The organism is Rhodococcus sp. USK10 (assembly GCF_019378875.1).
Lineage (GTDB): Bacteria > Actinomycetota > Actinomycetes > Mycobacteriales > Mycobacteriaceae > Rhodococcus_F > Rhodococcus_F pseudokoreensis.
In genome coordinates, this window is record NZ_CP076048.1 from 1390373 (window position 1) to 1408012 (window position 17640).

Annotated in this window: 15 protein-coding genes and 2 tRNA genes; 5 read left to right on the plus strand and 12 right to left on the minus strand. The window is 67.4% G+C overall.

The genetic code is table 11. The features are described from left to right. Window positions 1–33 precede the first annotated feature (33 nt). The 9 genes from I1A62_RS13390 to I1A62_RS13430 all read right to left on the minus strand — a co-directional run bounded on the left by I1A62_RS13390 (window position 34) and on the right by I1A62_RS13430 (window position 9344). Window positions 34–1221 (minus strand): phytanoyl-CoA dioxygenase family protein, encoded by a 1188-nt coding sequence (locus I1A62_RS13390; RefSeq protein ID WP_219458874.1) that lies wholly within the window; start codon window positions 1219–1221, stop codon window positions 34–36. 80 nt (window positions 1222–1301) lie between these two features. Next, the gene (locus I1A62_RS13395; protein WP_219458875.1) at window positions 1302–2078 is read right to left on the minus strand and encodes a M23 family metallopeptidase; all 777 of its coding nucleotides are present in this window, start codon (window positions 2076–2078) and stop codon (window positions 1302–1304) included. A 278-nt stretch (window positions 2079–2356) separates the two neighbouring features. Continuing rightward, window positions 2357–4291: a bifunctional sugar phosphate isomerase/epimerase/4-hydroxyphenylpyruvate dioxygenase family protein gene (locus I1A62_RS13400; protein ID WP_219458876.1), complete on the minus strand. Its 1935-nt coding sequence runs from the start codon at window positions 4289–4291 to the stop codon at window positions 2357–2359. A 7-nt stretch (window positions 4292–4298) separates the two neighbouring features. Continuing rightward, a complete protein-coding gene (gene aroQ, locus I1A62_RS13405; protein ID WP_219458877.1) occupies window positions 4299–4739 on the minus strand; it encodes a type II 3-dehydroquinate dehydratase in 441 nt (146 codons plus the stop codon). Window positions 4740–4807: 68 nt separating this feature from the next. Further along, entirely contained in the window at window positions 4808–6088 is a 1281-nt protein-coding gene (gene clpX / locus I1A62_RS13410) for an ATP-dependent Clp protease ATP-binding subunit ClpX (protein ID WP_005248181.1), read from the minus strand. 239 nt (window positions 6089–6327) lie between these two features. Next, window positions 6328–6990, minus strand: a complete 663-nt coding sequence (locus tag I1A62_RS13415; RefSeq protein ID WP_124390115.1) for an ATP-dependent Clp protease proteolytic subunit — start codon at window positions 6988–6990, stop codon at window positions 6328–6330. Between the two features lie 48 nt (window positions 6991–7038). Next, a complete protein-coding gene (locus I1A62_RS13420) occupies window positions 7039–7626 on the minus strand; it encodes an ATP-dependent Clp protease proteolytic subunit (protein ID WP_011594411.1) in 588 nt (195 codons plus the stop codon). 184 nt (window positions 7627–7810) lie between these two features. Beyond that, entirely contained in the window at window positions 7811–9205 is a 1395-nt protein-coding gene (gene tig, locus I1A62_RS13425; protein WP_124390114.1) for a trigger factor, read from the minus strand. A 62-nt stretch (window positions 9206–9267) separates the two neighbouring features. Continuing rightward, window positions 9268–9344, minus strand: a tRNA-Pro gene (locus I1A62_RS13430). A 139-nt stretch (window positions 9345–9483) separates the two neighbouring features. Here I1A62_RS13430 and I1A62_RS13435 point away from each other — a divergent pair. Together I1A62_RS13435 and I1A62_RS13440 are read left to right on the plus strand one after the other, a co-directional pair. Next, window positions 9484–9557: transfer RNA gene (locus I1A62_RS13435), tRNA-Gly, on the plus strand. A 244-nt stretch (window positions 9558–9801) separates the two neighbouring features. Beyond that, on the plus strand, window positions 9802–10635 hold the full coding sequence (locus I1A62_RS13440) for a DUF1542 domain-containing protein (protein WP_124390113.1): 834 nt from the start codon (window positions 9802–9804) through the stop codon (window positions 10633–10635). An 8-nt stretch (window positions 10636–10643) separates the two neighbouring features. Here the strand turns inward: I1A62_RS13440 and I1A62_RS13445 are convergent, their stop codons facing one another. Together I1A62_RS13445 and I1A62_RS13450 are read right to left on the minus strand one after the other, a co-directional pair. Beyond that, a complete protein-coding gene (locus tag I1A62_RS13445; protein WP_219458878.1) occupies window positions 10644–11441 on the minus strand; it encodes an Fpg/Nei family DNA glycosylase in 798 nt (265 codons plus the stop codon). A 6-nt stretch (window positions 11442–11447) separates the two neighbouring features. After that, window positions 11448–11921, minus strand: a complete 474-nt coding sequence (locus tag I1A62_RS13450) for a ribose-5-phosphate isomerase (protein ID WP_219458879.1) — start codon at window positions 11919–11921, stop codon at window positions 11448–11450. Between the two features lie 67 nt (window positions 11922–11988). On the opposite strand from I1A62_RS13450, the gene I1A62_RS13455 reads away from it, so the two are divergent. Beyond that, window positions 11989–12963 carry a M48 family metallopeptidase gene (locus tag I1A62_RS13455; protein WP_225928587.1) on the plus strand — a complete coding sequence of 325 codons (975 nt, stop codon included), beginning with the start codon at window positions 11989–11991 and terminating at the stop codon, window positions 12961–12963. Window positions 12964–12975: 12 nt separating this feature from the next. On the opposite strand, the gene I1A62_RS13460 is transcribed toward I1A62_RS13455, so the two are convergent. After that, the gene (locus I1A62_RS13460) at window positions 12976–13632 is read right to left on the minus strand and encodes a DsbA family protein (protein ID WP_374710772.1); all 657 of its coding nucleotides are present in this window, start codon (window positions 13630–13632) and stop codon (window positions 12976–12978) included. 100 nt (window positions 13633–13732) lie between these two features. On the opposite strand from I1A62_RS13460, the gene I1A62_RS13465 reads away from it, so the two are divergent. Then, a complete protein-coding gene (locus I1A62_RS13465; protein WP_124390110.1) occupies window positions 13733–14968 on the plus strand; it encodes an NAD(P)/FAD-dependent oxidoreductase in 1236 nt (411 codons plus the stop codon). Between the two features lie 72 nt (window positions 14969–15040). After that, window positions 15041–17620 (plus strand): aminopeptidase N, encoded by a 2580-nt coding sequence (gene pepN / locus I1A62_RS13470; protein ID WP_219458880.1) that lies wholly within the window; start codon window positions 15041–15043, stop codon window positions 17618–17620. Window positions 17621–17640: the final 20 nt, after the last annotated feature.

Sequence of the window (17640 nt, forward strand, 5' to 3'; positions counted from 1 at the left end):
CCGCGTGTCCGTCGATCACGCCTCGGGGCCCGTTCACGGTTGCCGCCGCGCGGTCTGCGCGGCCAGACGCTCCGCGAGCACCGTCGGGTCGGCGCTGTCCCGCAACGCTTCCCACACCGTGTCCACCTGGGTGGCCGGCGCGAGACTGTGCACCGGCTGATCGTGGTCGAGGTTGGTGGGGAACGGGTAGCACTCGGCGGTCGCGACGACGGCATTGCGGAGAGTCCGCTCGCTCGCCCCCGCACTCTGCCGGGCCAGCAACGTCGGATACACGGCGTTCGCCATGGCCTCACGGTCCAGCACTTCCATCGCCCGGCCGAACGGCGACGAGATCTGCAGCAGATTGGCCATCCGCCGGATCGACTCCGAACGGTTGTGGCCCGCACCGTGGTGGAGCGCCGGGTTGAAGAACACCGCGTCGCCCTTGCGTAGCGGCAACTGGACGTGACGGTCGCGGAAGAACTCGACGAACTCCGGCCGCGAGAACGCCACATAGCCCGCCTCGAACAGCTGCGAGTACGGCAGATACAGGGTGGGTCCGCTCTCGACGGGCATGTCGCAGTGCGCCACCGCGCCCTGCAGCGTCAGCGCCGCCGACATCCGGTGCAGATGCGCCGGATACTCGGGCAGCTCGTGCGAAGGCACGATGCCGAGGTGGTAGTCCCGATGCGGAACCTGAGCGGCCCCACCGGGATTGACCACGTTGACCTGCGACGTCACCTGATACAGCGGCCCCAGCCAGCTCTGGCAGATCAGCGCGAGGATGTCGTTGGCGTAATAGTCGGCGAACACGTCCGGTGCGCCGAGAGCCAGCTTCTGCGCGGCGTTCCAAATGCGGTCGTTGGCGCCCGCCCTGCCGAAGTGGTCACCCACCACACCACCCGACGCATGCTGCTTCGCAATGAGGAGGTCGAACTGTTCGGTGGCACGATCCACCACGGCGGGGTCGCCGAAGGCGTTCTGGAACAACACGATTCCGGGACCGTCGGTGAGCGCGCGCACGAGTTCGGTCTGCACGGCACGGCGGGACTGCGCATCGTCGAGGTGCGGAATCAGCGATTCGCTGCGGTACATCAGAACGTTCTGCTCCACGGAGTGGGCGAACGGATAGTCGGTCAGATTCGTCGAGCGGTCCACGGAGGCGCGAAACGCGTCGAGGTCGCAGTCCGAGTCGTGGATCCACTCACGCCGGCCGGTCGGCGGAGGAGAAATGAGGGTCATGGAGACAGTCTTGCGGTGATGCGACCAGCAGACAACACCCGAAACCCATCATTTTCACCTCAGCAGGCAGCGAGGCGCCGCTAGCTGCCCTGCCCTCCGGGAACGGGGACGCCGCGCGAATTGAGCCAGCCCGCCGGATCGATCTTGGTTCCGTTCGCCGTCCACACCTCGTAGTGCAGGTGCGGTCCGGTCGACTGCCCCCGGTTGCCCATCGTGGCAATCTGGTCGCCGGCCCGGACCTGCTGCCCGACCGAGACCAACGAGGTGTCGATGTGGCCGTACACGCCGATGGTGCCGTCGTCCTGCTGCAGGCGGATCCACAGCCCGAAGCCCGACGCCGGACCGCTCTCGATCACGGTGCCGTTGGTGACGGCCTTGATCGGGGTGCCGATGGAGTTCGCGATGTCGATGCCGTTGTGGTTGGTACCCCAGCGCTGACCGAAGCCGGACGTGAACGTGCCGTCGGCCGGGAACAGGACCGCGGGTCGGCGAGCCGCTTTCTCGGCGGCAGCCTGACGTGCGGCCTGTTCGGCTGCCTCCCGGGCCAGGCGCTCGGTCTCGGCCTTCTGGGCCACCAGCCTCTCGACCTCACGCTGGGCGGCGCGCTGGATCTGCTCGGTGTGGTCGGTGAGTTCCGGGCGTTCGACCTGCAGGAACTGCGGCGGCGGCGTGAGCGACACGCCCGCCTCGGTGGATGCGTGCGCCACCTCCCCGGTGGCGGCGGAGGCGATGGCGCCGGACACGAGCAGCGCAGTAGCCGCCAACGAGGTCGCCACCACGTGCCGGCGGGCGGACTTCGCAGAACGGGTGCGCCGGGCATGCCGGGCCTGCGGGACGGTGTTCGCGTGTAGAGCCAAGACCACATTCCTCCGTCGAGTTCGTGACTGATAACGAAAAGGTCACGGTTTCGACACAGGTTAGTACGAATCGGCCAGAAACCCACGTGTCGCGTTGACGCCTGTGATCGCCCGTCGCGGTCTCCGGCCGGATTTTTCGATCCCATCAGTCACATGCACCCCAGGAGGGCGCATCGACGTCAGTGGTCACGCCCCAGAAGTGGCGGACGTCACTCGACGAAAAGACGACGGCGCCCGTGGTCGTGACCACGGGCGCCGTTATCTGTCCGGTGGAGCGCTCAGCCGGCCGCCCGCAACTGGGCAGCCAGACGCATTGCGGAGTTCGCGTCCCCGTACCCCTCGTAACCACCGACGCGTTGCACGACCTCGAAGAACAGGTCGGCGCCCACCGTCTGGGTGAACAGGTGGAAGAACTCGCCGTGGGCGTCGGCGTCGTACATGATGCCGGAACCGCTCATGCGGTCGAGGAGTTCGCGGGAGAGTCCGAAGCGGGCCTCGAGGTCGTCGTAGTAGTTCGGCGAGATGACGAGCGGCTCGAAGCCGTTCGACTGCATGGTCGCGGCGGCGGTGAAGATGTCCGTGCACGCGAACGCGACGTGACTGATCCCACCGCGCCGGGCCGCGGCGATGTGGGAGCTCCCCGACACCGCACCCGGGACCATGTTCAGCGAGATGCGCAGCGGACGGTCGACGCCGTGGGCGCCCGTCTGATCCATCGTCAGCGCCTGACTGCGCATCATCCCGACCGCGTCCGTGACGTCGAGGCCCTCGTGCGGCGCCATCGCGAACACCGAGCGGAGCAGCAGCATGATGCCGTCCCAGTTGTCCGACGGGACGGCGAGCGCCACGTGATCGACCCCGGTGAACACCGGCACCTCGTCCTGCCAGCGCGACTCCGTCGGATACAGATCGAACGCCGACTGCCACGACGCGGCACTACCCGGACCGCGCAGATCCAGCGACGTCGCGTCGGTGATCTTCAGACGCACCACATCGGATTCGGGCGCGGTGTCGACCCCGGGCAGCAGGACCTCGTGCACCGGGACCTCGAGCGCCGCGGCGCGCTCCCCCCACGCGTCGGGATCACTCGACCGGATGCCGATCTGGGTGAGCACCGGCAGGTGCGCAGGTAGACCCGGCGCCGTCCACACCGTGCCAGCGGTGGCGTCGACCACGATGGTCATCCGGCCGTGCCGCCACAACTGGAGGTCGTGGCTGCGGTGCCGGCCCACCAGACGGAATCCGATGTGCTGCAACGCCTGCCGGAGGTCGGAATCCTTACCGGGACCGGCCGCGAGCCGGAGCGACACGATGCCTTCGAGCGGTGCGCGCGGCGGCGGCTCGAACAGCGCCAGACCGCGACCGGTGTCCTCACCGTGCTCGGCCTGCACCCGGGCGACCTCCTCCTGCAGGTACAGCAGCGAGCGGTGCGCGTCGGCGGCCGTGCGGCCCGTCGACGACTGCCGGAACGTGTCGTTGAAGATCTCCAGCGACCACGGCCCGGTGTATCCGGCCGCCTGGACGTGGGCACCGAACGTCGCGAGATCGAAGTTGCCCTGCCCCGGAAAGTTCCGGTGGTGCCGGCTCCACTGCAGGATGTCCATCGACATCCGGGGGGCATCGGCGAGCTGCAGGAAGAAGATCTTCTCCCCCGGGATGTCGCGGATGCCGGACGGGTCGTCGCCGCGGGAGAGGATGTGGAAGCTGTCGAGGCAGGTGCCGAGGGCGGGATGGTCGGCGTCCTGCACGATCTTCCACGCATGCCGGTACGTGTTGACGTGCGTGCCCCAGGCCAGCGCCTCGTAGGCGATGCGGAGTCCCCGGCTGTGCGCGCGTTCGGCGAGGGTGTGGAGTTGCTCGGTCAGGCGGGCGTCGTCGCGCACCGCCTCGGGCAGCGGCGACGAGCAGACCAGCAGGGTGTCGCAGCCGAGCTGCTCCATGATGTCGAACTTGCGCTCGGCCCGGATCAGGTTGCGCGCGAACGTCGCGTCGTCGGCGGAATCCAGATCGCGGAACGGCTGATACAGATCCAGGGTGAGCGCGAGATCCGCTGCGCGGGAGGCCAGCTCACGCGGCGACCACGGCGAACTCACGAAATCGGGTTCGAACACCTCGAATCCGTCGAACCCGGCCGCCGCGATCGCGGTGACCTTCTCCTCCAGCGATCCACTCAGGGACACCGTGGCAACGCTCGTACGAACCTGTCGTCCCATGGCGCCGTCAGCCCTTGTTGCAGATGAAGTCGACGGCCAGCGAGTAGCCGAGGATGCCGAGTCCGGCGATCACTCCGGTCGCGACCCCGGACACGTACGAGTGGTGCCGGAACTCCTCGCGGGCGTGCACGTTGCTGATGTGCACCTCGACGAGGGGCACCTCGAGCGTGACCAGGGCGTCGCGCAGAGCCACCGACGTGTGCGTGAAACCGCCCGGGTTGATCACGACGCCCGACGCCGTGGTGCGGGCCTCGTGCACCCAGTCGATCAGGTGGCCCTCGTGGTTGGACTGTCGCGCGACGATCTCACGTCCCGCCTTCGCGGCGGCGGCGCGGCACAACTCCACGACGTCGTCGAGCGTCTCCCGCCCGTACACCTCGGGCTGCCGTTGCCCCAGCAGGTTCAGGTTGGGGCCGTTGAGAACAAAGATCGGTCCGGGAGCGGTCATCGCGCGCATTACCTCCATTTGTACGAACTAGTGAGTTAGTTCGCACTCAGGATACAGCGCGCTCCCGCCTAGGCGGACTTGTCCCGGCGTTCTCCCCGCTCCGGCTTGCGCGGGACGATGGTCGGGAGCACGTTGTCGTTGACCGTCTCCGCGCTGACCACGACCTTCTCGACGTCGTCCCGGCTCGGGATGTCGTACATGACCGGAAGCAGAACTTCCTCCATGATCGCGCGCAGACCACGAGCACCGGTGCCGCGAAGGATCGCCTGATCGGCGATGGCCTCGAGCGCGTCCGTGGTGAACTCCAACTCCACGCCGTCCATGTCGAACAACCGGTTGTACTGCTTGACCAGTGCGTTCTTCGGCTCCGACAGGATCTGGACGAGCGATTCCTTGTCGAGGTTGGTCACCGACGCCACGACGGGGAGACGGCCGATGAACTCGGGAATGAGCCCGAACTTGATCAGGTCTTCCGGCATGACCTCCGCGAAGTGGTCCTGCGTGTCGATCTCCGCCTTCGACCGCACCTCGGCACCGAAACCGATGCCGCGCTTGCCGACGCGATCGGACACGATCCGCTCGAGGCCTGCGAACGCGCCCGCCACGATGAACAGGACGTTCGTCGTGTCGATCTGGATGAACTCCTGATGCGGGTGCTTGCGACCACCCTGCGGCGGCACGCTGGCCTGCGTGCCCTCGAGGATCTTCAGCAGAGCCTGCTGCACACCCTCACCGGACACGTCCCGCGTGATCGACGGGTTCTCGCTCTTGCGGGCGATCTTGTCGACCTCGTCGATGTAGATGATGCCGGTCTCGGCGCGCTTGACGTCGTAGTCCGCAGCCTGGATCAGTTTGAGGAGGATGTTCTCGACGTCCTCACCCACGTAGCCGGCCTCGGTGAGTGCCGTCGCATCGGCGATCGCGAAGGGAACGTTGAGCATCTTCGCCAGCGTCTGAGCCAGATACGTCTTGCCGCAGCCCGTCGGGCCGAGCATGAGAATGTTCGACTTCGCCAGCTCGACCGTCTCGCCACGAGCATCACGGCCCTTGTCGCCGGCCTGGATGCGCTTGTAGTGGTTGTAGACCGCGACGGCGAGAGTCCGCTTGGCAGCATCCTGGCCGATCACGTAGTTCTCGAGGAAGTCCCGGATCTCGGCCGGCTTCGGCAGCTCGTCGAGCTTCACCTCGCTGGACTCGGCCAGCTCCTCTTCGATGATCTCGTTGCACAGGTCGATGCACTCGTCGCAGATGTACACCCCAGGCCCAGCAATGAGCTTCTTGACCTGCTTCTGGCTCTTACCGCAGAAAGAGCACTTGAGCAGATCCCCGCCGTCACCGATGCGTGCCATCTCGTCAGGTCCCTACTTCCTTCGTCTACGTGCAACCATCGAACCGATCCCACGCCGTGCGCGCATCGACCGAAACGAAAGCCCGTTATGTGACCGTACCCGCAGATCGCGAGCGAGGTCGACTGGTTGTCGGTGATTCGCGCACCGATCTTCCGGGAAAGTCAGCCTTGCCGATCCCGCACCCGGCTCGCGGCAACTACGCCGTCACGGCGTGTCGCCCGAGCCGGGGCGGCAGGAAATCACTTCTGGGCGCTGAGTTTGCGGTACTCGAGCACGTCGTCGATGATTCCGTAGTCCTTGGCCTCGGCGGCCGTGAGGATCTTGTCGCGATCGGTGTCCTTGCGGATCACGTCGGCTTCCTTGCCGGTGTGCTTCGCGAGGGTGGTCTCCATCAGGCGACGCATCCGCTCGATCTCGGCGGCCTGGATCTCGAGGTCGGAGACCTGACCCTGGATGCCGCCGGTGGCCGGCTGGTGGATGAGGACACGAGCGTTCGGCAGGGCGAGACGCTTACCGGGGGTACCCGCCGCGAGCAGCACCGCGGCAGCGGACGCCGCCTGACCGAGGCACACCGTCGTGATGTCGGCGCGCACGTACTGCATGGTGTCGTAGATCGCCATCAGCGACGTGAACGAACCACCCGGTGAGTTGATGTACATGGTGATGTCGCGGTCGGGGTCCAGCGACTCGAGAACGAGCAGCTGAGCCATCACGTCGTTGGCCGACGCGTCGTCCACCTGCACGCCGAGGAAGATGATGCGCTCCTCGAACAGCTTGTTGTACGGGTTGGACTCCTTCACGCCGTAGCTCGAGTGCTCGATGAACGACGGCAGGATGTAACGCGACTGGGGGCCTGCAGGCGCCTGGCCTCCCAGGCTGCGGGGATCGAACAGGTTGGTCATCAGTTCTCCAAGGGATGTGTGGGAGCGGTCAGTGAGGAAGCCGGGCCGCTACTGCCCGGTCCCGCCCGCCTGCGCCGCGCGGGAGACGACGTGGTCGACGAAACCGTATTCGAGAGCCTGCTGTGCGGTGAACCAGCGGTCGCGATCCGAATCGGCGGTGATCTGCTCGACCGTCTGACCGGTGTGCTCGGCGATCAGCTCGGCCATTTCGCGCTTGGTGTGCGCGAACTGCTCGGCCATGATCGCGATGTCACTGGCGGTGCCACCGATTCCGGCGGACGGCTGGTGCATCATGATCCGCGCGTGCGGGAGGGCGTACCGCTTGCCCTTGGCCCCGGCGGAGAGCAGGAACTGGCCCATCGACGCGGCCAGACCCATTCCGAACGTCGCGACGTCGCACTCGGCGAACTGCATCGTGTCGAAGATCGCCATGCCGGCGCTGACCGATCCGCCGGGCGAGTTGATGTAGAGGGAGATGTCCCGGCTGGGATCTTCTGCCGACAGCAGCAGGATCTGGGCGCACAGCTTGTTCGCGATGTCGTCGTCGACCTGGGTACCGAGGAAGATGATGCGCTCGCGCAGCAGGCGCTCGTACACCGAGTCGCTGAGGTTCAACCCAGCGGTGGCTGAAGTCATGGCGGGACTCTGCAAAGTCTCCAGGTGATTGGAAGTCACGGTACCTGCCTTCTCCGTAAATCGTTGATTGCTGACACAGACACTAACGAAGGAGGGCGGCACCGGAGTCCCGGTGCCGCCCTACTTCGCTCAAAGCGGAAAACATCTCACGGCCGAACGCGAGGGAAACACCCCGCGACCAGCATTACTTCTGGTCTTCGCCCTCGGCGGAATCCGACGTGACCTCGTCCGTGGACGCCGCCTCTTCGGTCTCGGCCTCACCGTTGCCGAACAGTTCGGCGGTGTCGACGGAGGCACCCGAGGTGTCGGTGACGGTCGCCTGCTCGACGACACCGGCGAGAGCCTTGCCGCGACGGACGTCCGCGAACACGGCGCCGAGCTGACCGGCCTGCTGGATCTGCTGGATGAACTGCTCCGGCGCCATGCCGTAGCGCTGCGCCTGGAACAGGATGCGCTCGGTGAGCTCGTCCTGGCCGACGGTGACGTCGGAGGCGTCGGCGATGGCGTCCAGCAGCAGCTGGGTCTTCACCGAGCGCTCGGCGCTGTCCTTGGCGTCCTTGTCGAACTCTTCGCGGCTCGTGCCCTGCTCCTCGAGGAGCTTGTTCAGCGCTTCCTCGTCGTGGTCGAGTCCGTGCACGGCGTCGTGCAGCGCGGCATCGACCTCGGCCTTGACCACGGCCTCGGGCAGCGGGACCTCGACGGTCTCGAGCAGGGTCTCCAGGACCTTGTCGCGGATCTGACCGGCCTGCTCGACCTTGCGGACGCGTCCGACGCGCTCACGCAGGTCGGCCTTCAGCTCGTCGAGGGTGTCGAACTCACTTGCCAGCTGAGCGAACTCGTCGTCCTCGGCGGGCAGCTCGCGCTCCTTGACGGTGCCGACGGTGACGGTGACGACAGCTTCCTTGCCCGCGTGGTCACCGGCGACGAGCGTCGAGGTGAACTCCTTGGACTCGCCGGCCTTGACGCCGACGACAGCCTCGTCGAGGCCTTCGATGAGCTGACCCGAACCGACCTCGTGCGACAGACCGCTCGCGGTGGCCTCGGGAACGGCCTCACCGTCGACGGTGGCCGACAGGTCGATGGAGATGAAGTCTCCGTCCTCGACCGCACGCTCGACGCCGGTGAGGGTGCCGAAACGCTGACGCAGCGACAGCAGCTGCTCCTCGACGGCCTCGTCGGTGATCTCGATCGGATCGACGGTGACGCTCAGCTCGCTGTAGTCGGGCAGCGTGATCTCGGGACGGACGTCGACCTCTGCGGTGAACTCCAAGAGTTCACCGTCTTCAATCTTCGTGATCTCGATCTCGGGCTGACCGATCGCCTTCACCGAGGCGCTGGTGACGGCCTCGGAGTAGCGGGACGGGAGTGCGTCGTTGACGACCTGCTCCAGGACGGCGCCACGACCGACACGGGCTTCGAGCAACTTGGCCGGTGCCTTGCCCGGACGGAAGCCGGGGAGACGGATCTGTTGCGCGAGGGCCTTGTAGGCCTTGTCGAAATCAGGCTTGAGCTCCTCGAAGGGCACCTCAACGTTGATACGGACTCGCGTCGGGCTGAGCTGCTCGACGGTGCTCTTCACGGACTGGCTCCTTCGTGTGGTCGTGCTCTTTTACTGTGCGGCAGTTACCTGCCCTGTGGTTCTGGTCGGGGTGACAGGATTTGAACCTGCGACCCTCCGCTCCCAAAGCGGATGCGCTACCAAGCTGCGCTACACCCCGGTCGAAGCCGGCCCTCACCAACCTCGCGAGGACCCGAGGAAGAATCCTACGGCCCCCCGATTATGAAATCCAAAGCGAGGTTGGGTACAGTCACTCATCGCAGACGACATGCATGGCGATCCCAGGTTGTCGTATGCACGGGGATGTAGCTCAATGGTAGAGCCTCAGTCTTCCAAACTGATTACGCGGGTTCGATTCCCGTCATCCCCTCCACACAGGAGCGTTCCCACCCCAGGGAACGCTCCTTTTTTGTTGCGCACGGGCGGTCGCGCACATCCGATTCGCTATGACATGCGTCACACGCGATCGAGCGAACCTCGACCTCGCCCCCTCCCCCGTTCGCCCAGCGCGTAACCCCGATTTCGATCAGTACTCTGGGAGATGTCCGATTTGTCCCCTACTCGCGGATGTTGCAGCCCCCGCAGCCGACCGTCCGCGAGAACTCCGGAGGCCCACCGTGGAACTGCTACTCATTCTCGTGATCGTGGCGGCGGTCGCCTTCCTGGTGGTGAGGAGCCGCAACAACCGCGCCGGGCAGACCGCGAACCAGCTCGAGGACGCCAAGGCGGACGCTCGCCAGGCCATCGAACGACTCGGCGGGCAGGTGTACAGCCTCACCGGATCCGACACCGCCTCCCAGCAGGCGCTGGCCGACGCGTCCGAGCGGTACACGGCGGCGGGCTCCCAGATCGACCAGGCATCCACGCCCGTCCAGGCGCGTCTCGCCAAGCAGACGGCACTCGAGGGCCTCTATTACATCCGGGCGGCCCGGACGGCCATGGGTATGGACCCCGGCCCCGACGTCCCGTCGATCGACGGGCAGAAGTCCGCGGGCGCGGTCACCGAGGACCGTGAGGTCGAGTTCGAGGGCCGGCAGGTCGCGGCGTCACCGAACCCGTCGTCGAAGACACCGAACTACTACCCGGGCGGTCGCGTCGCGGGACGCCCGGTTCCGGCAGGCTGGTACTCGGAGCCGTGGTGGAAGCCCGCCCTCGTCGCGGGCGCGTGGGGCCTCGGTTCGATGTTCCTGTTCTCGGCGATGTTCTCCGGGATGGACGGGGTGGGATACGACGCGCAGGGCTTCGAGAGTGGCGCAGGCGACGCGTCGCAGGACGGCGGCGGTGACGCAGGCGCAGATGCCGGCGGCGACGGCGGCGACTCCGGTGGGGATGCCGGCGGCGATTCCGGTGGCGACATGGGTGGGGACGCCGGCGGCGACGGCGGCGGATTCGACTTCGGCGGTGGAGACGGTGGTGGAGGCTTCGACTTCGGTGGCGGTTTCGACTTCTGACGCGACCGTCAGGACGGCTGGCAGGTCGGGCACCAGAAGAGGTTGCGGCTCTTCATGACCGAGTGGGCCACCGGGGTGCCGCAGACACGGCACGGCGATCCCGCCCGCCGGTAGACGTACGTCCGGGGGCGGTCCTTCGCGTACGCCGGATCGCCGTGATCGTCCTCGGGGCGGACGACGTGCATCTTGCCGCGTCGCACCCCGACCTTCATGAGGGCGACGAGATCGGCCCACAGCGCGTCCCACTCGTCGCGCGACAGTCCGCGGCCGGGCCGCTCCGGGTCGATCCCGTGCCGGAACAGGACCTCCGCCCGGTACACGTTGCCGACGCCCGCGATCACGGCCTGATCCATGAGCAGCGCCCCGATCGGAGTCTTCGACGCCGAGATGCGTTTCCACGCCTTGTCGGGGTCGGCGTCCTTCCGCAGCGGGTCCGGCCCGAGTCGCGCCTCGATGGCGGCGACCTGTGGCGGATGCAGAACCTCACACGCCGTCGGGCCGCGCAGGTCGGTGCCGAATTCGGCGCCGACCATCCGCATCCGGACCTGCCCGACCGGCGGTTCCATGGGAACGGCCGCTTCCGTGAACGCTCCGTACAGGCCTAGGTGGACGTGCACGACCAGTCCGGACTCGTAGTGATGCCACAGGTGTTTACCCCAGGCCTCGGACTTGACGAGGACGCGGCCGTCGACGAGGGCCGCGTCCTCGGAGAATCTGCCCTGCGGGCTCAGCACCCGCACCGGCGCACCGGCGAACCGGCGCTGATGTAGCCGGGCCAGCCGGTGCAGAGTGTGACCTTCGGGCAAGGACGATCAGGCCTCGGGCAGGGGCGGTGCGACGCCGGTCTTCTCGAACTCGGACAGGATGTCGATGCGGCGCTGGTGACGCTCCTCGTTCGACCACTCGGCGGCGAGGAACGCGTCCACGATCGCGAGGGACTCCTCGAGGGAGTGCATACGCCCGCCGAGTCCGATCAGCTGGGCGTTGTTGTGCTGGCGGGCCAGCTGCGCGGTCTCGACGCTCCATGCCAGGGCGCAACGTGCACCCTTCACCTTGTTCGCCGCGATCTGCTCGCCGTTGCCGCTGCCGCCCAGCACGATGCCGAGGCTGCCCTCGTCGGCGACGACACGACGGGCCGTCTCGATGCAGAAGGCGGGGTAGTCGTCGAGGGCGTCGTAGACGTGAGCGCCGCAGTCGACGGTCTCGTGGCCCGCGGCCTTCAGATGTTCGATGATCTCGTTCTTACGTTCGAATCCGGCATGGTCGGCACCCAGGTATACGCGCATGACTGGTGATTCTGTCAGGCGTCCTCGCGAATCGTGTCGGGGCCCCGGGACGCTTATCGTGATCAGCATGTATCCCGACAACCGACAGAACTGGGGACAGGCGTATCCGGGACATCCGCAGGCCCCCGCGCAGCAGCACTGGGGCGGCGGGACGGGATGGAATCCCCCGGCCCCGTTGCCGGGCCTCATGCCGAACGACCGGCCCGCCCGGCACTCGTGGGAGATCCCGCTGCTCGTGGCCGCGGTCGTGCTCACCGTCGTCGCCTACGTGGCGGCGATCGCGGCGCTGTTCCTCGGGGTGGTGTCCACCTGGGTGCTCATCGTGCTGGTCGCGCCGATCCTCATCGCCGTCGGCCGCGGCCAGCTGTACGGCTCGCAGCAGGTGAACGGGATCAAGATGACGCCCACCCAGTTCCCCGACGGCTACCGGATGGTGGCGGAAGCGGCCGCACGGTTCGGGATGTCCGAGCCGCCCGACGCGTACGTCGTCCTCGGGAACGGCCGGATCAATGCGTTCGCGTCCGGGCACGGATTCCGCCGCTTCGTCGTGGTGTACAGCGATCTGTTCGAGATCGGCGGCGAGGCCCGCGAGCCCGACGCCCTCGCCTTCATCATCGGCCACGAGGTCGGTCACATCGCCGCAGGCCACGCCTCGTACTGGCGGCAACTGGGACAGTTCGCCGCCAATTACATTCCCGTCGTCGGGTCCGCCCTGTTCCGGTCGATGGAATACACCGCCGACAACCACGGCTACTGCGTGCGGCCGCAGGGCGCCCGCGGGGCGATGGGTGTGCTCGGCGCGGGCAAGTATCTGGTGAGCGTCGTCGGATTCGACGAACTCGCCGACCGGGCCACCACCGAACGCGGGTTCTTCCCGTGGTTCGTGAACCTGCTGTCGGGACATCCGGTGCTCACCTGGCGCGCCGCCGCCCTGCGGAACCGGACGCGGCACGGTCACCTGTTCGTGAAACCCGGCCAGATCTACCGCGATCCGCTGCAATTGCAGTACGCGGGCGATCCGGCCGGGCCCGTCACTCGGTGACCGGGATGGGACTCAGTCGAACTGAGGGTCCTCGGTGCGGGTGCGCTTGAGCTCGAAGAAGTGCGGGTAGCCGGCGAGCGCGACCGCGCCGTCCCACACCTTGCCCGCATCCTCGCCGCGCGGAATCCGCGACAGCACGGGGCCGAAGAAGGCGACGCCGTTGACGTGGATGGTCGGGGTTCCGACGTCCGGTCCGACGGCGTCCATGCCCGCGGCGTGGCTCTCGCGCAGCGCGGCGTCGTACTCGTCCGATCCGGCGGCCTCGGCCAGTTCGGCGGGCAGCCCGACCTCGGCGAGCGACTTGACGATCACGTCGTCGACGTCCTTGTTGCCCTCGTTGTGGATGAGCGTGCCCATCGCGGTGTACAGCGGCAGCAGGATCTCGTCGCCGTGCTTCTGCGCGGCCGCGATCAGCACCCGCACCGGTCCCCACGCGCGGGTCATGAGTTCGCGGTATTCGTCCGGCAGATCCCGGCCCTCGTTGAGGACGGCCAGGCTCATGACATGGAAGTTCGCCTCGAGGTCCCGCACCTCGGCGGCCTCGAGAATCCATCGCGAGGTGATCCAGCACCACGGGCACAACGGGTCGAACCAGAAGTCGGCGACGTCCTTGGCAGTACCGGTGTTCGTCCCAGCGCTCACGTGTTGCTCCTTCTCGATGATGTACACGATCCGGTTCAGTCAACACCTCCCTGCCGGGAATCCTTCCCGGAGACCCCGCCGGCGGCAGTAGGGTCGGAAGTGGTCGACCCGAAGGGAGCATCCTCACATGTCCTCCACTCGCACGTTCGTCGTCGTCGGCGGTGGCCTCGCCGGAGCGAAAACGGCAGAAGCATTGCGTGACAAGGATTTCGACGGATCGATCATTCTCCTCTCAGAGGAGGAACACCTCCCCTACGAGCGACCTCCGCTCTCGAAGGAACACTTCGCCGGAAAGAAGGCTCTCGGCGACTTCACCGTCCACCACGGCGACTGGTACCGCGACCACCATGTGGACCTGCGGTACGGCACCACCGCGACCGCCCTCGACCTCGCCGCCCACACGGTGACGCTGCCGGACGGTTCCCCGCTCGGGTACGACAAGCTCGCGCTGGCCACGGGTTCGCGGTCACGCCGCCCACCGATACCCGGTTCCGACGCCGAGGGCGTCCATTACCTGCGCACCGTCGACGAATCGGACCGGTTGATCGAGGCGGTCGGTGGCGGCAGGCGCCTCGTGGTGATCGGCGCCGGCTGGATCGGTCTCGAAGTGGGAGCGTCCGCCCGGGAGAAGGGCGCCGACGTGACGGTGGTCGAAGCCGCCGAACTTCCGCTCCTCGGCTCGCTCGGCCCCGAAATGGGCACGGTGTTCGCGGAACTGCACCGCGAGCATGGTGTTCAGCTGCATCTCGGTGCCACTGTCGACCAGATCGTCGTCGAGGACGGCAAGGCCACCGGTGTGCGGCTCGGCGACGGGACGGTCCTGCCCGCCGACGCGGTGCTCGTCGCCGTCGGCGCCGCGCCCAACATCGAGATCGCCGAACGGGCCGGGCTCGACGTCGACGGCGGGGTTCTCGTCGACGCCGGATTGCAGACCAGCGACCCCGACGTCGTCGCGGTCGGCGACATCGCGGCGCAACTGCATCCGCAACTCGGCACCCGGATCCGGGTCGAGCACTGGGCGAACGCCCTCAACCAGCCGGCGGTCGCCGCCGCGACGATGCTCGGCCAAGAGGCCGAATACACGCGGCTGCCGTACTTCTTCACCGACCAGTTCGACCTGGGCATGGAGTACACGGGCTACGCCCCGTCCGACGGATACGAGCGGGTCGTGGTGCGCGGCAACCTTCCCGGACGCGAGTTCCTCGCGTTCTGGCTGGACGCGGACAACCACGTCCTCGCAGGCATGAACGTCAACATCTGGGACGCCACCGATCAGATCAAGCAACTGGTGTCCTCGACCGCCCCGGTCGATCCCGACCGGCTGGCCGACCCCGCGGTGCCGTTGACCGACCTGTCCGGTTAACGCCCAGGGCCCACTCGTGATGGGATGGCAGCATCGAGTTAGAGCACCGCCGCCGATCACGAGGAGACCTCTGTGGCCCCACCGAACCTGACCCGCGAACAGGCAGCCGAACGCGCCGGACTGCTGACCGTCGACAACTATCTGATCGAACTCGACCTCACCGACGGGACAGGTCAGCCCGGAGTGGAGACGTTCTCCTCCCGCACGACTGTGACGTTCCGGGCCACCCCCGGCGCGTCCACGTTCGTCGACATCGTCGCTGCGCGTGTGCATTCGGCCACGCTGAACGGCTCCCCCATCGACGTCGCGGATTACGACGAGTCCACCGGCATCACGCTCACCGGGCTCGCGGAAGGCAACGAACTGGTGGTCGAGGCGGACTGCGCGTACTCGCACACCGGTGAAGGTCTGCACCGCTTCGTGGACCCGACCGACGACGCCGTCTACCTGTACTCGCAGTTCGAGACGGCCGACGCCAAGCGCATGTTCGCCTGCTTCGACCAGCCCGACCTGAAGGCGACGTTCGACGTGCACGTCACATCCCCGGCCGACTGGAAGGTGATCTCCAACTCCGCGACCGTCGAGACGGTGGCGGCCGAACCCGGCAGGCACATCTTCCGCACCACCCCGAAGATGAGCACCTACCTCGTCGCGCTGATCGCGGGCCCGTACGCGGAGTGGACCGACAACTACTCCGACGAGCACGGCGACATTCCCCTCGCGATCTACTGCCGCGCCTCCCTCGGCGAGCACATGGACGCGGAGCGCCTGTTCACGGAAACCAAGGAGGGCTTCGACTTCTATCACCGCAACTTCGGCACCCCCTACGCGTTCGGGAAGTACGACCAGCTGTTCGTCCCCGAATTCAACGCGGGCGCAATGGAGAACGCCGGTGCCGTGACGTTCCTCGAGGACTACGTCTTCCGGTCCAAGGTGACTCGGGCGTCGTACGAGCGGCGCGCCGAGACCGTGCTGCACGAGATGGCGCACATGTGGTTCGGCGACCTCGTCACCATGCGCTGGTGGGACGACCTGTGGCTCAACGAGTCCTTCGCGACGTTCGCCTCCGTGCTGTGCCAGAGCGAGGCCACCGAGTACACCAACGCCTGGACCACGTTCGCCAACGTCGAGAAGTCCTGGGCGTACCGGCAGGATCAGCTGCCGTCCACCCACCCCATCGCCGCCGACATCCCGGACCTCGCCGCGGTCGAGGTGAACTTCGACGGCATCACGTACGCGAAGGGTGCGTCCGTCCTCAAGCAACTCGTCGCGTACGTCGGACTGGACCCCTTCCTGTCCGGTCTGCGGGACTACTTCCGCGACCACGCCTTCGACAACGCCACGTTCGACGACCTCCTCGGCGCGCTCGAGAAGTCCTCGGGCCGCGACCTGTCCGACTGGGGCACCCAGTGGCTCAAGACCACCGGGCTCAACATCCTGCGTCCCGAATTCGACGTCGACGCTGACGGCAAGTTCACCCGGTTCACCGTGCTGCAGTCCGGTGCCGCACCGGGTGCCGGTGAGCACCGGGTGCACCGCATCGCGGTCGGCGTGTACGACGACCGGGACGGCAAGCTCGTGCGCACAAAGCGGGTGGAACTCGACGTCGACGCCACCGAACGCACCGACGTCACCGAACTCGTCGGTGTCGAACGCGGTCAGCTGATCCTTGTCAACGACGACGACCTCACGTACTGCTCGCTGCGGCTCGATCCCGACTCGCTGGCCACCGCCATCGAGCGGATCGGCGACATCGAGGAGCCGCTCCCCCGCACCCTGGTGTGGTCGGCGGCGTGGGAGATGACGCGGCAGGCCGAACTCAAGGCGCGGGACTTCGTCGCGCTCGTGCAGCGCGGCATCGGCGCCGAAACCGAGGTCGGCGTGGTCCAGCGACTGCTCATGCAGGCCCAGACCGCGCTGCACAGCTACGCCGAACCCGGGTGGTCCAAGGAACACGGCTGGCCCGACTTCGCGAACCGCCTGCTCGAGCTGGCGCGGGAGGCCGAGGCCGGTTCGGACCACCAGCTGGCGTTCGTCAACGCGCTGGCGGGCGCGCAGCTGTCGCCGTGGCACACCGAGGTCCTGCAGGAACTGCTGGACGCCGCACCGGAAACGGTCGGGCTGCCGGGGCTCGTCGTCGACACGGATCTGCGCTGGCGTCTCGTCACGGCCCTCGCCGGGGCCGGTGAGATCGACGCCGACGGCATCGCGACGCCGTTCATCGACGCCGAAGCCGAACGCGACCCGACCGCGGCAGGCGCCCGCAACGCCGCCGCCGCGGCCACCGTCCGCCCGCAGGCCGCGGTGAAGGAACAGGCCTGGAACCGGGTGGTCGGCGACGACTCCGTGCCGAACATCACCGCCCGCTCGATCATCGGCGCGTTCGCCGGTCACGGTCAGTCCGACATCCTCGAGCCGTACGTGGCCCGCTACTTCGCGGACATTCCCGCGGTGTGGGAGCGGCGTTCGAGCGAGGTCGCCCAGACCGTGGTGGTGGGCCTGTACCCGTCGTGGTCGATCAGCGAGGAGTCCGTGGCGGCAGCCGACGAGTTCCTGGCCGGCGACCGTCCGCCGGCGCTGCGCCGCCTGGTGGTCGAGGGGCGGGCCGGGATCGTCCGGTCGCTGGCGGCCCGGAAGTTCGACGCGAGCTGATCGGTGGCCGATCCTGCCGG

Excerpts from the sequence above, each read along its gene's own strand:
- I1A62_RS13390 (WP_219458874.1), bottom strand. The coding sequence starts at position 1,221 with ATGACCCTCATTTCTCCTCCGCCGACCGGCCGGCGTGAGTGGATCCAC.
- I1A62_RS13400 (WP_219458876.1), bottom strand. The coding sequence starts at position 4,291 with ATGGGACGACAGGTTCGTACGAGCGTTGCCACGGTGTCCCTGAGTGGA.
- aroQ (WP_219458877.1), bottom strand. The coding sequence starts at position 4,739 with ATGACCGCTCCCGGACCGATCTTTGTTCTCAACGGCCCCAACCTGAAC.
- clpX (WP_005248181.1), bottom strand. The coding sequence starts at position 6,088 with ATGGCACGCATCGGTGACGGCGGGGATCTGCTCAAGTGCTCTTTCTGC.
- I1A62_RS13415 (WP_124390115.1), bottom strand. The coding sequence starts at position 6,990 with ATGACCAACCTGTTCGATCCCCGCAGCCTGGGAGGCCAGGCGCCTGCA.
- I1A62_RS13420 (WP_011594411.1), bottom strand. The coding sequence starts at position 7,626 with ATGACTTCAGCCACCGCTGGGTTGAACCTCAGCGACTCGGTGTACGAG.
- I1A62_RS13450 (WP_219458879.1), bottom strand. The coding sequence starts at position 11,921 with ATGCGCGTATACCTGGGTGCCGACCATGCCGGATTCGAACGTAAGAAC.
- I1A62_RS13455 (WP_225928587.1), top strand. The coding sequence starts at position 11,989 with ATGTATCCCGACAACCGACAGAACTGGGGACAGGCGTATCCGGGACAT.
- I1A62_RS13465 (WP_124390110.1), top strand. The coding sequence starts at position 13,733 with ATGTCCTCCACTCGCACGTTCGTCGTCGTCGGCGGTGGCCTCGCCGGA.